12 protein-coding genes are annotated in these 13,543 nt (G+C 54.6%); 11 read left to right on the top strand and 1 reads right to left on the bottom strand.

The features are described 5' to 3' along the window. The first annotated feature begins 2 nt into the window (after window positions 1-2). From murD to lpxC, 9 genes are all read left to right on the top strand, one after another. Window positions 3-1,316 carry a UDP-N-acetylmuramoyl-L-alanine--D-glutamate ligase gene (gene murD, locus DD586_RS17560; RefSeq protein WP_012886165.1) on the top strand — a complete coding sequence of 438 codons (1,314 nt, stop codon included), beginning with the start codon at window positions 3-5 and terminating at the stop codon, window positions 1,314-1,316. After that, complete coding sequence (ftsW, locus tag DD586_RS17555; protein WP_012886164.1) at window positions 1,316-2,518, top strand: cell division protein FtsW; 1,203 nt, start codon at window positions 1,316-1,318, stop codon at window positions 2,516-2,518. The genes murD and ftsW overlap by 1 nt, the downstream gene beginning before the upstream one ends. Then, on the top strand, window positions 2,515-3,606 hold the full coding sequence (gene murG / locus DD586_RS17550; RefSeq protein WP_012886163.1) for an undecaprenyldiphospho-muramoylpentapeptide beta-N-acetylglucosaminyltransferase: 1,092 nt from the start codon (window positions 2,515-2,517) through the stop codon (window positions 3,604-3,606). Before ftsW ends, murG begins: the two co-directional genes overlap by 4 nt. A 51-nt stretch (window positions 3,607-3,657) precedes the next feature. Further along, the gene (murC, locus tag DD586_RS17545; RefSeq protein WP_012886162.1) at window positions 3,658-5,118 is read left to right on the top strand and encodes a UDP-N-acetylmuramate--L-alanine ligase; all 1,461 of its coding nucleotides are present in this window, start codon (window positions 3,658-3,660) and stop codon (window positions 5,116-5,118) included. Window positions 5,119-5,125: 7 nt separating this feature from the next. Next, entirely contained in the window at window positions 5,126-5,281 is a 156-nt protein-coding gene (locus DD586_RS22135) for a hypothetical protein (RefSeq protein ID WP_012886161.1), read from the top strand. A 1-nt stretch (window position 5,282) separates the two neighbouring features. After that, window positions 5,283-6,137, top strand: coding sequence for a cell division protein FtsQ (gene ftsQ, locus DD586_RS17540; protein ID WP_012886160.1), 855 nt, complete (start codon window positions 5,283-5,285; stop codon window positions 6,135-6,137). Next, window positions 6,134-7,390 (top strand): cell division protein FtsA, encoded by a 1,257-nt coding sequence (ftsA, locus tag DD586_RS17535; protein WP_012768377.1) that lies wholly within the window; start codon window positions 6,134-6,136, stop codon window positions 7,388-7,390. Before ftsQ ends, ftsA begins: the two co-directional genes overlap by 4 nt. A 73-nt stretch (window positions 7,391-7,463) precedes the next feature. Further along, entirely contained in the window at window positions 7,464-8,615 is a 1,152-nt protein-coding gene (gene ftsZ / locus DD586_RS17530; protein ID WP_012886159.1) for a cell division protein FtsZ, read from the top strand. A gap of 94 nt (window positions 8,616-8,709) precedes the next feature. Further along, on the top strand, window positions 8,710-9,627 hold the full coding sequence (lpxC, locus tag DD586_RS17525) for a UDP-3-O-acyl-N-acetylglucosamine deacetylase (protein WP_012886158.1): 918 nt from the start codon (window positions 8,710-8,712) through the stop codon (window positions 9,625-9,627). An 18-nt stretch (window positions 9,628-9,645) separates the two neighbouring features. On the opposite strand, the gene DD586_RS17520 is transcribed toward lpxC, so the two are convergent. Next, window positions 9,646-10,167 (bottom strand): DUF721 domain-containing protein, encoded by a 522-nt coding sequence (locus tag DD586_RS17520; protein WP_012886157.1) that lies wholly within the window; start codon window positions 10,165-10,167, stop codon window positions 9,646-9,648. A gap of 27 nt (window positions 10,168-10,194) precedes the next feature. Between DD586_RS17520 and secM the strand changes: the two genes are divergently transcribed. Both secM and secA read left to right on the top strand, forming a co-directional pair. Next, window positions 10,195-10,701 (top strand): secA translation cis-regulator SecM, encoded by a 507-nt coding sequence (secM, locus tag DD586_RS17515; RefSeq protein WP_012886156.1) that lies wholly within the window; start codon window positions 10,195-10,197, stop codon window positions 10,699-10,701. A gap of 96 nt (window positions 10,702-10,797) precedes the next feature. Then, entirely contained in the window at window positions 10,798-13,491 is a 2,694-nt protein-coding gene (gene secA / locus DD586_RS17510) for a preprotein translocase subunit SecA (RefSeq protein ID WP_012886155.1), read from the top strand. The last annotated feature ends 52 nt before the right edge of the window (window positions 13,492-13,543 follow it).

Below are 13,543 nucleotides of genomic sequence, written 5' to 3'. Positions count from 1 at the left end.
AAATGGACTATCAGGGTAGAAAGGTTGTCATTATCGGGTTAGGGCTGACAGGGCTCTCCTGTGTTGATTTTTTCCTTGCACGCGGGGTAGTGCCGCGCGTGGTGGATACCCGTATCAGTCCGCCGGGTCTGGATAAACTGCCCGGTTCCGTTGAGCGTCATCTTGGCGGCCTTAATGATGAATGGCTGCTGTCTGCTGACTTGATTGTCGCCAGCCCTGGTATCGCGTTGGCGACGCCGGTGCTGTGCGATGCGGCGACGGCCGGTATTGAAATTATCGGCGATATCGAATTGTTCTGCCGTGAGGCACAGGCACCGATTGTCGCGATTACCGGCTCTAACGGCAAAAGTACTGTCACCACACTGGTGGGACAAATGGCGCACGCGGCCGGTTGGGCTGTCGGTGTGGGCGGTAATATCGGTGTACCGGCGCTGGAATTGCTCAAGCAAGAAAGCCAGCTGTATGTGCTGGAGTTATCGAGCTTTCAACTGGAAACCACCCACAGTCTGCATGCCGCTGCCGCGACGATCCTCAACGTCACCGAGGATCACACCAATCGTTACCCACTCGGGTTGCAGCAGTACCGCGCGGCCAAGCTACGCATTTATGAAAATGCCAAAGTCTGCATTGTGAACGCCGACGACGCTTTGACGATGCCGGTACGCGGTGCCGATGCGCGTTGTCTGAGTTTCGGTGTGGATGTGGGCGATTATCATCTGAACCGGCAACAGGGTGAAACCTGGCTGCGGGTGAAAGGCGAACGGGTGTTGAATACCCGCGAAATCAAACTGGTCGGGCAGCATAACTACACCAATGCGCTGGCAGCGCTGGCGCTGGCGGATGCGGTGGGTATCCCGCGCTCGTCGGCCTTGACCGCGCTGACCACCTTTACCGGCCTGCCGCACCGTTTCCAGTTGTCGCTGGAGCGTAACGGTGTGCGCTGGGTGAATGACTCTAAAGCCACCAATGTTGGCAGCACCGAAGCGGCGTTGAGCGGGTTGCAGGTTGATGGAACGCTGCACCTGTTGCTGGGCGGGGACGGAAAATCGGCTGATTTCTCCCCGTTGCTGCGTTATCTGCAAGGTGATCGTATTCGGCTGTACTGCTTTGGACGCGACGGTGGGCAACTGGCGGCGTTACGCCCGGAGATTGCCCAGCAGACTGACACCATGGAGCAGGCCATGCGCCTGATAGCCAGCCGTACCCAACCGGGGGATATGGTGTTGCTGTCACCGGCCTGTGCCAGTCTCGATCAGTTCCGTAGTTTTGAACAGCGGGGCGATGAGTTCGCCCGTCTGGCGGAGGAGTTGGGATAATGCGCCTTATCGGGGCCGGCCTGTTCGAGCGTCTTAAGAGCTGGGTGATGGGGACGCGTGAAAGCGACAACCTCAGCACCGTGCTGTATGACCGGACGTTGCTGTGGTTGACCCTGGGGCTGGCGGTTATTGGTTTTGTGATGGTGACGTCGGCGTCGATGCCCGTCGGGCAGCGTCTGGCCAGCGATCCCTTCCTGTTCGCCAAGCGCGATGCACTGTATCTCGGGTTGGCGTTCGGTTTGTCGCTGGTCACCATGCGGGTACCGATGGAGGTCTGGCAGCGTTACAGCGTGGTATTACTGCTGGTATCGATGGTGATGTTGTTGATCGTGCTGGTGGTCGGGAGCTCGGTGAACGGGGCGTCACGCTGGATTTCTCTGGGCCCGTTGCGTATCCAGCCTGCGGAATTATCGAAGTTGTCGTTGTTTTGCTACCTCTCCAGTTACATGGTGCGCAAAGTCGATGAGGTGCGGAACAACTTCTGGGGATTTTGTAAGCCGATGGGCGTGATGGTGGTGCTGGCGGTATTACTGCTGGCCCAGCCGGACCTCGGTACGGTGGTGGTGTTGTTTATTACGACGCTGGCGATGTTGTTTCTTGCCGGAGCGAAGTTGTGGCAGTTTCTGGCGATCATCGGTTGTGGCATCTTCGCCGTCGCGTTGTTGATTATCGCAGAGCCTTATCGTGTACGTCGTGTCACCTCGTTCTGGAACCCGTGGGACGACCCGTTTGGCAGTGGTTATCAGTTAACGCAGTCACTGATGGCGTTTGGGCGCGGTGAATTGTGGGGGCAGGGGCTCGGTAACTCGATACTGAAACTGGAATATCTGCCGGAGGCGCACACTGACTTTATTTTCTCCATTCTGGGGGAAGAGCTGGGCTATATCGGTGTGGTTTTAGCGTTGTTAATGATATTCTTCGTCGCTTTTCGAGCGATGTCGATTGGGCGTCGCGCACTGGAAATCGACCAGCGTTTTTCGGGTTTTCTGGCTTGCTCCATCGGTATCTGGTTCAGCTTTCAGACGTTGGTGAACGTTGGTGCTGCTGCCGGTATGTTGCCGACCAAGGGGCTGACCTTGCCGCTTATCAGCTACGGTGGGTCCAGTTTGCTGATTATGTCGACAGCCATTGTGTTGTTGTTGCGAATTGATTATGAAACGCGCCTGACCAAAGCGCAGGCGTTTACGAGAGGTGCCCGATGAGTGGCGAAGGCAAGCGTTTGATGGTGATGGCTGGCGGGACGGGGGGACATGTGTTCCCCGGTCTGGCCGTGGCGCACCACCTGATGGCGCAAGGCTGGCAGGTCCGCTGGCTGGGCACGGCTGACCGGATGGAAGCAGATCTGGTGCCGAAGCACGGTATCGACATCGATTTTATCCGCATTTCCGGCCTGCGCGGCAAGGGGCTGAAAGCCTTGTTGTTGGCGCCGGTGCGTATCTTCCGGGCGGTGCGGCAAGCACAGGCGATTATGCGTCGCTATCAGCCTGATGTGGTATTGGGTATGGGGGGGTATGTTTCCGGCCCCGGCGGTCTGGCGGCTTGGTTGTGCGGTATCCCGGTGGTGTTGCATGAACAAAACGGTATCGCTGGATTGACTAACCGCTGGCTGTCGCGCATCGCCAAAAAAGTGTTACAGGCGTTTCCGGGGGCATTTCCGGATGCGGATGTGGTGGGGAATCCGGTGCGTACTGACGTACTGGCGCTACCATCCCCGACAGAACGATTAGCCGAACGCAGTGGCCCGGTGCGGGTATTGGTTGTTGGCGGAAGTCAGGGTGCCAGAGTGTTGAATCAAACCCTGCCCGGCGTTGCGGCGCGCTTACATGATGCGGTTACCATCTGGCATCAAACCGGCAAGGGGGCACAGGTGGAAGTCCAGGCGGCCTATGTGAAGGCCGGCGAGCCTCAACACCGGATTACCGAGTTTATCGACGACATGGCGGCGGCGTATGCGTGGGCGGATGTCGTCGTGTGCCGTTCCGGCGCACTGACGGTCAGCGAGATTGCCGCCGCCGGGTTGCCAGCGTTGTTTGTGCCGTTCCAGCATAAGGATCGGCAGCAGTACTGGAATGCGTTGCCTCTGGAGCAAGCGGGGGCGGCAAAGATTATCGAGCAGGCTGAACTGAGCGTGGACGCGATAAGCGATGTGTTGTCCTCCTGGGATCGCACCACCTTGCGCGATATGGCGCAGAAAGCCCGAACCGTTGCGATCCCAGATGCGACGGAGCGGGTAGCGGCTGAGGTTGCGGCAGCGGCAATGCAGCGGACAGCTCAGGCTGTCCGGAATTAATTGATGATGGCCGACAGTCGTCGGCGTTGATGTAGGTTGCGATAAAAGATAGTGAATACTCAAGAACTGGCGAAACTGCGTTCAATCGTGCCCGAGATGCACCGTGTCCGGCACATCCATTTTGTCGGCATCGGCGGTGCTGGCATGGGCGGTATTGCCGAAGTACTGGCTAATGAAGGGTACGAGATCAGCGGTTCCGATCTGGCACCCAATGCGGTAACGCAACAACTGACCGATCTGGGTGCCCGGATCTATTTCCACCATCGTCCGGAGAACGTGAACGAGGCGAGTGTTGTGGTCGTGTCCAGCGCGATTGCGGCAGATAACCCGGAGATTATCGCGGCACATGAGGCCCGTATTCCGGTGATTCGTCGGGCAGAGATGCTGGCAGAATTGATGCGCTTTCGCCACGGCATCGCCATTGCCGGGACGCACGGCAAGACCACCACCACCGCGATGGTCACCAGTATCTACGCAGAAGCCGGTCTGGACCCAACGTTCGTGAACGGTGGTTTGGTTAAAGCGGCAGGAACACACGCCCGTCTGGGGTCGAGCCGTTACCTGATTGCGGAAGCGGATGAAAGTGATGCGTCGTTCCTGCATTTGCAGCCGATGGTCGCGATTGTGACGAACATCGAAGCCGACCACATGGACACTTATCAGGGCGATTTTGAGAACCTCAAACAGACGTTCATCAACTTCTTGCACAACCTGCCGTTTTACGGCCATGCGGTAATGTGTCTTGACGATGCGGTGATTCGTGAATTGTTGCCGAAAGTGGGGCGTCACATCACCACCTACGGCTTTAGCGAAGACGCGGATGTGCGGGTCGCTGACTACCGGCAGGTGGGGGCTCAGGGGCTGTTTACGTTGGCGCGGCAGGGCAAACCGTTGCTCAACGTTACCCTGAACGCTCCGGGCCGTCACAATGCGTTGAACGCGGCGGCGGCGGTGGCGGTCGCAACGGAAGAAGGGATTGATGACGAGGCTATCCTGCGGGCATTGGTGCGTTTTCAGGGAACGGGCCGTCGGTTCGATTTTCTGGGTGAGTTTCCGCTACAGCCGGTCAACGGCAAAAGCGGCAGCGCCATGCTGGTGGATGATTACGGGCACCACCCGACGGAAGTGGACGCCACGATTAAAGCGGCACGAGCGGGTTGGCCGGATAAGCGTCTGGTGATGATTTTCCAGCCGCATCGATATACCCGTACGCGCGATCTGTACGATGATTTTGCACATGTATTGTCGCAAGTGGATGTGCTGCTGATGCTGGATGTGTATCCGGCCGGTGAAGCGCCGATTCCGGGAGCGGATAGCCGATCGCTGTGCCGCACGATCCGTGGTCGCGGCAAAATTGACCCGATCATGGTGCCGGATGTCGAGACGTTGCCTGAATTATTGGCGCAGGCGTTACAGGGCGATGATCTGGTGCTGGTTCAGGGTGCTGGCAATATTGGCAAACTGGCGCGTCGGCTGGCGGAAAACCGCCTGCAGGCGAAGTCTACAGACTGAGAACAGGATGACTGAGCTTGTGATGGTAGTGATGAAACACGCCAACGCTGACTACGATGAAACCCGCCAACGGCAGGTTGAGGCGTGTTACATCGATATGTCGCGCCCAGTCATGACACACAATGGTTACCGCCGCGTACCTGTTGTGGAGTTAGCGGATTAGTATGTCGCAGGCGGCGCTGAATACACGCGGACGTGAGCAGGAAAAGGGCGCACGGCGTAGCAATGGTAGCCAGTTGGCAGGGATTGTTTTCCTGTTAATGGTGGCCGGTACCATCCTGTGGGGAAGCTGGATGGTGTTGGGCTGGATGAAGGATGCCAGCCGTTTGCCACTGTCCAGATTGGTGGTGACGGGCGAGCGGCACTACACCACCAATGACGATATTCGTCAGGCGATTTTGTCGCTGGGGCCGCCCGGCACGTTCATGACCCAGGACGTGAATGTCATTCAGCAGCAGATAGAACGTCTGCCCTGGATTAAGCAGGCCAGTGTGCGCAAGCAGTGGCCGGACGAATTAAAGATTCATCTGGTTGAATTTGTTCCGTTTGCGCGGTGGAATGACCAGCTTATGGTTGACAGCGAAGGGAATGCCTTCAGCGTGCCAGCAGAACGCATTGGTAATAAAAAAATGCCGATGCTGTATGGCCCTGAAGGTGGAGAGGAGGATGTGCTGGAGGGATACCGCGAGATAAGCCAGACACTCGCGGCAGGCAAATTTACGGTAAAGATGGTGGCGATGACCGCGCGTCATTCATGGCAGGTTGGGCTGGACGATGATATTCGCCTTGAACTGGGTCGTGATGACAGAAGCCGCCGTCTGGCGCGTTTTCTGGAGCTTTATCCGTTGCTGCAGCGGCAGGCTCAAAATGAAAACAAGCGCATCAGTTATGTGGATTTACGGTATGACACCGGCGCTGCAGTAGGTTGGAGCCCGGCATTTATTGATCAGCAAAAAGACATTGATCAGCAAAAGAACGGTAATCAGCAACAGAATCAGGCACAGGCTAAACAGCAATGATCAAGTCGACGGACAGAAAACTGGTAGTTGGGCTGGAAATCGGTACAGCAAAAGTCGCTGCACTGGTCGGTGAAGTTCTGCCTGATGGCATGATCAATATCATCGGTGTGGGAAGCTGCCCGTCACGGGGCATGGATAAAGGCGGCGTCAACGATCTGGAGTCGGTGGTCAAGTGCGTGCAGCGTGCCATCGATCAGGCGGAACTGATGGCCGATTGCCAGATCTCTTCGGTGTATCTGGCGTTGTCCGGCAAGCATATCAGCTGCCAGAACGAAATAGGCATGGTGCCTATCTCTGAAGAAGAAGTGACGCAGGATGATGTAGAAAGCGTGGTGCATACGGCCAAGTCTGTCCGGGTACGTGACGAGCACCGCATTCTGCATGTTATCCCGCAGGAATACGCCATTGATTATCAGGAAGGGATTAAAAATCCGGTCGGTTTGTCTGGTGTGCGGATGCAGGCCAAAGTGCATCTGATCACCTGTCATAACGACATGGCAAAGAACATTGTTAAAGCAGTGGAACGTTGTGGTCTTAAAGTTGACCAGCTGATTTTCGCCGGTCTGGCATCGAGTTATGCGGTGTTAACAGAAGACGAACGCGAGCTGGGCGTGTGTGTGGTAGATATCGGCGGCGGCACCATGGATATGGCGGTGTATACCGGCGGCGCGCTGCGTCACACAAAAGTGATTCCTTATGCTGGTAACGTAGTCACCAGCGATATAGCCTATGCGTTTGGTACGCCGCCGACAGACGCAGAAGCGATAAAAGTGCGTTACGGTTGCGCGCTCGGTTCCATTGTCAGCAAGGATGAAACCGTGGAAGTACCGAGTGTTGGCGGGCGTCCACCACGTAGTCTGCAGCGTCAGACTCTGGCTGAGGTGATTGAGCCTCGCTATACCGAATTATTGAATCTGGTGAATGACGAGCTGTTGCAGTTGCAAGAACAATTGCGTCAGCAAGGTGTGAAGCATCATCTGGCAGCAGGTATCGTGCTGACCGGTGGTGCCGCGCAAATTGATGGCCTGGCAGCCTGCGCACAGCGTGTGTTCCATACACAGGTGCGTATTGGTCAGCCGCTGAACATCACCGGATTGACGGATTATGCGCAGGAGCCCTATTACTCGACAGCGGTGGGGCTGCTGCATTACGGCAAAGAGTCTCATCTGAGTGGTGAACACGAAGTTGAGAAACGGACTTCGGTCAGCAATTGGTTTAAACGCCTCAATAGCTGGCTGAGAAAAGAATTTTGACGGTTATCAAAAGAGATCATTAGCACGACTTTTTTGATCTTGAAGCAATACAGGCACAAGACGGAGAGAAACTATGTTTGAACCAATGGAGTTAACCAACGACGCGGTGATTAAAGTCATCGGCGTCGGTGGTGGCGGCGGTAACGCTGTCGAACACATGGTGCGTGAACGCATCGAAGGTGTTGAATTCTTTGCGGTTAACACCGATGCTCAGGCACTGCGTAAAACAGCTGTCGGCCAGACCATCCAGATCGGTAGCGGTATTACCAAAGGTCTGGGGGCGGGTGCTAACCCGGAAGTCGGCCGTAATTCTGCTGAAGAAGATCGCGAAGCGCTGCGTTCTGCTCTGGAAGGGGCGGACATGGTGTTTATCGCCGCAGGTATGGGCGGCGGCACCGGTACTGGCGCTGCACCCGTGGTGGCTGAAGTCGCTAAGGATCTGGGTATCCTGACCGTGGCGGTTGTGACCAAGCCATTTAATTTTGAAGGCAAAAAACGCATGGCGTTTGCCGAGCAGGGGATCGCGGAGCTGTCTAAGCACGTTGATTCACTGATTACCATCCCCAATGACAAGCTGTTGAAAGTGTTGGGTCGTGGTATTTCTCTGCTGGATGCGTTTGGCGCGGCTAACGACGTGCTAAAAGGCGCAGTACAGGGTATCGCTGAGCTTATCACTCGTCCGGGTCTGATGAACGTCGACTTCGCTGACGTGCGTACCGTCATGTCCGAAATGGGCTATGCCATGATGGGTTCTGGCGTAGCTCGCGGTGAAGATCGTGCCGAAGAAGCGGCTGAAATGGCGATTTCCAGTCCACTGCTGGAAGATATCGACCTGTCTGGTGCGCGCGGCGTGCTGGTTAACATTACTGCCGGTTTCGATCTGCGTCTGGATGAATTTGAGACTGTTGGTAATACCATTCGCGCGTTTGCATCCGATAATGCAACCGTCGTGATTGGTACATCGCTCGATCCGGATATGAACGATGAACTACGGGTGACTGTGGTGGCGACCGGTATCGGCATGGACAAACGTCCTGAAATTACGCTGGTTACTAACAAACAGAGCAGCCAGCCGGTTATGGATCACCGCTATCAGCAGCATGGCATGGCGCCGCTGACGCAGGAAAAACCGGCGGCCAAAGTGGTGAATGACCAGAGCGTACAGACCAATAAAGAGCCGGATTATCTTGATATTCCTGCTTTCCTGCGTAAGCAGGCTGACTAAGGTTTGGTTGGATTCTCCGCTCTTTGTGCTAAACTGTGCCACCGGCCTTAGTGTAAGCTAAGGCTGTAGGTTCAGATGAATGCGAGATAATACGATGATCAAACAACGTACATTAAAACGTATCGTACAGGCGACAGGGGTCGGTCTTCATACCGGCAAGAAAGTCACCCTGACTATGCGTCCTGCACCGGCTAATACCGGGGTCATCTATCGTCGTACTGACTTGAATCCACCGGTTGATTTTCCGGCTGATGCCAAATCCGTGCGTGATACCATGCTCTGTACTTGCCTGGTTAATGAGCATGACGTGCGTATTTCAACGGTGGAGCATCTGAATGCGGCTCTGGCGGGATTGGGCATCGACAATATTGTTGTCGAAGTGGATGCGCCTGAAATTCCGATCATGGATGGTAGTGCCAGTCCATTTGTCTACCTGCTGCTGGATGCTGGTATCGAAGAACTGAATTGTGCCAAGAAGTTTGTTCGAATCAAACAGCCTGTACGCGTAGAAGACGGTGACAAATGGGCAGAACTGAAGCCTTTCAACGGATTCAGCCTAGATTTCACAATCGATTTCAATCACCCGGTGATCGATTCTGGTTCGCAACGCTTCAAGCTGGATTTCTCCGCTGATGCGTTCGTGCGCCAAATCAGTCGCGCGCGCACCTTTGGTTTTATGCGCGATATCGAGTATCTGCAGTCCCGTGGTTTGTGCCTGGGCGGTAGCTTCGATTGTGCGATCGTGGTGGATGACTATCGCGTGCTGAACGAAGACGGTTTGCGCTTTGATGATGAATTTGTTCGCCACAAGATGCTGGACGCGATTGGCGACCTGTTCATGTGTGGTCACAACATCATTGGTGCGTTCACTGCATTCAAGTCTGGTCATGCGCTTAACAACAAGCTGTTGCAGGCGGTGTTGGCCAAACAGGAAGCATGGGAATACGTGACCTTTGAAGATGAAGCGGAAATGCCGCTGGCTTTCAAAGCGCCGTCTACCGTTCTGGCCTGAGTCTGTTCTGATATGACATTATGACGACTGGTTTTTGCTGGTATTCTCTCCGGCCAGCGAAGCTAGTCGTTTTAATATTTTCTGCAGCCGCTCCGGGCTTTGCTCCGCTAATCCTTTCAATATTTCCGCACTCTGTGCGCTGAGTATCCTTGTGGTAGTCGTGGTTGTTGCATCTGTTGACGCAACGGCAGGTGTTTTCTCGTTTTCATGTATTTTTGCGGCCAGCACTGGATTAATCCTGATGTCGATCGCCGCCAATGATGGTAGTATTTGTGCGCGCAGAGCAGAAAGCAGGGCGGGTTGTTCATAACGTAACCGCATTAGCCAGTTGGCGCTGGCGGTTTCCAGCACCAGCAGTCCATGACGATAGTTGGCTACCCGACAATACGGACGCAGCGCAGTCGGCAGCAGCGCATGCACAGCCCGATTGAGCTTTAACAGTGCGAGCGCGCGTTGTTGAATATCATGCAATGGGCCTGACCCTGTTTGCGATGCGCCATCGAAAAATGACTCCAGTGATTGTGGACGGTTATCACGCATAACGCAGGCTCCGACGGAAAGAAACTTGTGATTGGTATTTTAAATCGTTGGCGACAATTTGGCAGACGTTATTTCTGGCCTCACCTGCTGTTGGGGATGGTTGCGGCGACGCTCGGCCTGCCTGCTAACTTCGCCGAGTCTCGCGATACCGCTACCGAGCCCAATTCCGCTTCGGCGTTCAGTCGTCCCAATGTATCCTATTTCAATCTCACTGATCTGGCGGCGTTAAAAGATTCGCGTCGTCGCTCGCCGTTCAGTAATGATTTCTGGCATCAGCATGCCATCCGCACGGTAATCCGTCACCTGTCATTTGCATTTACGCCGCCCGCTACCATTATTGAAGCGGCTGAGGCTTCCCGGTTGCACCATCACCAGGTGCTATTGGAAACGCTGAATGCGTTGCTGACTCGCGAAGCCGCGCCGCAACGTACTGCCAGTACTGAACTGGCACCGACATACTTTTCCCCTTCCCATCACACCGGTCTATGGCTGGCGCAGGTTCAGGGTATTCGCGCCGGGCCGATGTTCTCCTGACTGTCATCGTATTTTGTACCAGGCCTGTGGCCGTAGACCTTTTTTCTGATGTCGTGCCAGCATCGATAAACTGGCATTGTTGAGATTAAAATTACTATGTTAATCAAGTTATTGACGAAAGTTTTCGGTAGCCGTAATGACCGTGCATTGCGCCGTATGCGCAAAATTGTGGAAGTTATCAATCGCCTCGAACCAGACATGGAGAAGCTCTCTGATGAAGAGCTGAAGGCGCAAACCCAGGTATTCCGTGACCGCATCAAGAAAGGTGAGACCCTGGAGTCGCTGTTGCCGGAGGCGTTTGCTGTGGTGCGTGAAGCCAGTAAACGTGTGTTTGGCATGCGTCACTTTGATGTGCAGCTGATTGGCGGTATGGTGCTGAATGAGCGTTGCATCGCGGAAATGCGTACCGGTGAAGGTAAAACGCTGACTGCGACCTTGCCAGCCTACCTCAATGCTTTGACGGGGCGTGGTGTGCACGTGGTGACCGTCAACGACTATCTGGCGCAGCGTGACGCCGAAAACAACCGCCCGTTGTTTGAATTCCTGGGCCTGACGGTGGGTATTAACCTGCCAGGGATGCCAGCACCGGCCAAACGTGCCGCGTATGCCGCTGATATCACTTACGGCACCAATAACGAATACGGTTTCGATTACCTGCGCGACAACATGGCGTTCAGCCCGGAAGAGCGTGTACAGCGTGAACTGTATTATGCTCTGGTGGATGAAGTGGACTCCATCCTGATTGACGAGGCGCGTACCCCGTTGATTATCTCGGGTCCGGCGGAGGACAGCTCTGAGCTGTATATGCGGGTGAACAAAATCATCCCGCATTTGATTCGTCAGGAGAAAGAAGACTCAGATACTTTCCACGGTGAAGGCCACTTCTCGGTGGATGAGAAAGCGCGCCAGGTTAACCTGACTGAACGCGGTCTGGTTAAAATTGAAGAGTTGCTGGTGCAGGGCGGCATCATGGAAGAGGGGGAATCGCTGTATTCGCCAGCCAACATTATGCTGATGCATCATGTGACGGCGGCGCTGCGTGCGCACGTGCTGTTTACCCGTGATGTCGACTACATCGTGAAAGATGACGAAGTCATCATCGTTGATGAACATACCGGCCGTACTATGCAAGGTCGCCGTTGGTCTGATGGCTTACACCAGGCGGTGGAAGCCAAAGAAAACGTCAAGATCAACAACGAAAACCAGACACTGGCGTCGATCACCTTCCAGAACTACTTCCGTATTTACGAAAAACTGGCCGGGATGACCGGTACAGCAGATACCGAGGCGTTCGAGTTCAGCTCGATTTATAAGCTGGATACTATTGTGGTGCCGACTAACCGTCCAATGATCCGTAAAGACCTGCCAGATTTGGTGTACATGACCGAGCAGGAAAAAATCAATGCGATCATTGAAGATATCAAAGAGCGCGCGGCTAAAGGGCAACCGGTGTTGGTGGGGACCATTTCCATCGAAAAATCCGAAGTGGTGTCGCATGCGTTGACCAACGCGGGTATCAAGCACAACGTGCTGAATGCCAAATTCCATGCGATGGAAGCGGATATCGTGGCTCAGGCCGGTCGTTCAGGCGCGGTGACTATTGCTACCAACATGGCCGGTCGTGGTACGGATATCGTATTGGGGGGTAGCTGGCAGGCTGAAGTGGCGGAACTGGAAAGCCCGGATGATGCGCAAATTGCCGCTATCAAGGCAGAATGGCAAAAACGTCATGACGACGTACTGGCGGCGGGTGGTTTGCACATTATTGGTACCGAACGCCATGAATCTCGCCGTATCGATAACCAGTTACGTGGTCGTTCCGGTCGTCAAGGTGACCCAGGTTCTTCCCGTTTCTACCTGTCGATGGAAGATGCGTTGATGCGCATTTTCGCCTCGGATCGCGTTTCCAACATGATGCGTAAACTGGGCATGAAAGAAGGTGAAGCGATTGAACACCCTTGGGTAACTAAAGCTATCGCCAATGCGCAGCGCAAGGTAGAAAACCGTAACTTCGATATTCGTAAGCAATTGCTCGAATACGATGATGTGGCTAACGATCAACGTCGTGCTATCTACTCCCAACGTAATGAACTGTTGAATGCCTCTGATATCAGCGAAACCATCAATAGCATTCGTGAAGATGTGTTCAAAGTTACCCTTGATGCTCACATTCCACCCCAGTCTCTGGAAGAAATGTGGGATATTCCGGGGCTGGAACAACGCTTGAAAAGCGACTTCGATCTCGAATTGCCGATCGCAGAATGGCTGGATAAAGAGCCTGAACTGCATGAGGAAACGTTGCGTGAGCGTATCTATGAGCAGGCAGTCGACGTGTATCGTCGTAAAGAAGAAGTGGTCGGCAGTGATGTGATGCGCAATTTCGAGAAAGGCGTGATGCTGCAAACGCTGGACTCGTTGTGGAAAGAGCATCTGGCGGCGATGGATTATCTGCGTCAGGGGATCCATTTGCGCGGTTATGCGCAAAAAGATCCGAAGCAGGAATACAAGCGTGAGTCGTTTGCGATGTTTGCCGCGATGTTGGAAGGCCTCAAATACGAAGTTATCAGTACGCTGAGTAAGGTGCAGGTGCGTATGCCGGAAGAGGTTGAAGCGATGGAACAGCAGCGTCGTGAAGAAGCCGAGCGTCTGGCCCGTCAACAACAGTTGAGCCATCAGGATGAAGCGGCTGGCAGTTCACCGTATGCTGATCGTAAAATCGGTCGTAACGATCCTTGCCCGTGCGGTTCAGGTAAAAAGTACAAGCAGTGCCACGGCCGCCTTCAGAAGTAAGGCGGATAACGTAGTGACATATCCCAAAGGCGGTCGTTGACCGCCTTTTTAC

Origin of the sequence: Dickeya parazeae Ech586, from assembly GCF_000025065.1 — a bacterium.
Taxonomy (GTDB): domain Bacteria; phylum Pseudomonadota; class Gammaproteobacteria; order Enterobacterales; family Enterobacteriaceae; genus Dickeya; species Dickeya zeae.
This window is presented reverse-complemented; position numbering and strand designations above follow the sequence as displayed.

Bases quoted from the DNA above. Each gene is read 5' to 3' on its own strand.
- murD (WP_012886165.1), top strand. From the start codon at position 3: ATGGACTATCAGGGTAGAAAGGTTGTCATTATCGGGTTAGGGCTGACA.
- ftsW (WP_012886164.1), top strand. From the start codon at position 1,316: ATGCGCCTTATCGGGGCCGGCCTGTTCGAGCGTCTTAAGAGCTGGGTG.
- murG (WP_012886163.1), top strand. From the start codon at position 2,515: ATGAGTGGCGAAGGCAAGCGTTTGATGGTGATGGCTGGCGGGACGGGG.
- DD586_RS22135 (WP_012886161.1), top strand. From the start codon at position 5,126: ATGACTGAGCTTGTGATGGTAGTGATGAAACACGCCAACGCTGACTAC.
- ftsQ (WP_012886160.1), top strand. From the start codon at position 5,283: ATGTCGCAGGCGGCGCTGAATACACGCGGACGTGAGCAGGAAAAGGGC.
- ftsA (WP_012768377.1), top strand. From the start codon at position 6,134: ATGATCAAGTCGACGGACAGAAAACTGGTAGTTGGGCTGGAAATCGGT.
- ftsZ (WP_012886159.1), top strand. From the start codon at position 7,464: ATGTTTGAACCAATGGAGTTAACCAACGACGCGGTGATTAAAGTCATC.
- lpxC (WP_012886158.1), top strand. From the start codon at position 8,710: ATGATCAAACAACGTACATTAAAACGTATCGTACAGGCGACAGGGGTC.
- DD586_RS17520 (WP_012886157.1), bottom strand. From the start codon at position 10,167: ATGCGTGATAACCGTCCACAATCACTGGAGTCATTTTTCGATGGCGCA.
- secA (WP_012886155.1), top strand. From the start codon at position 10,798: ATGTTAATCAAGTTATTGACGAAAGTTTTCGGTAGCCGTAATGACCGT.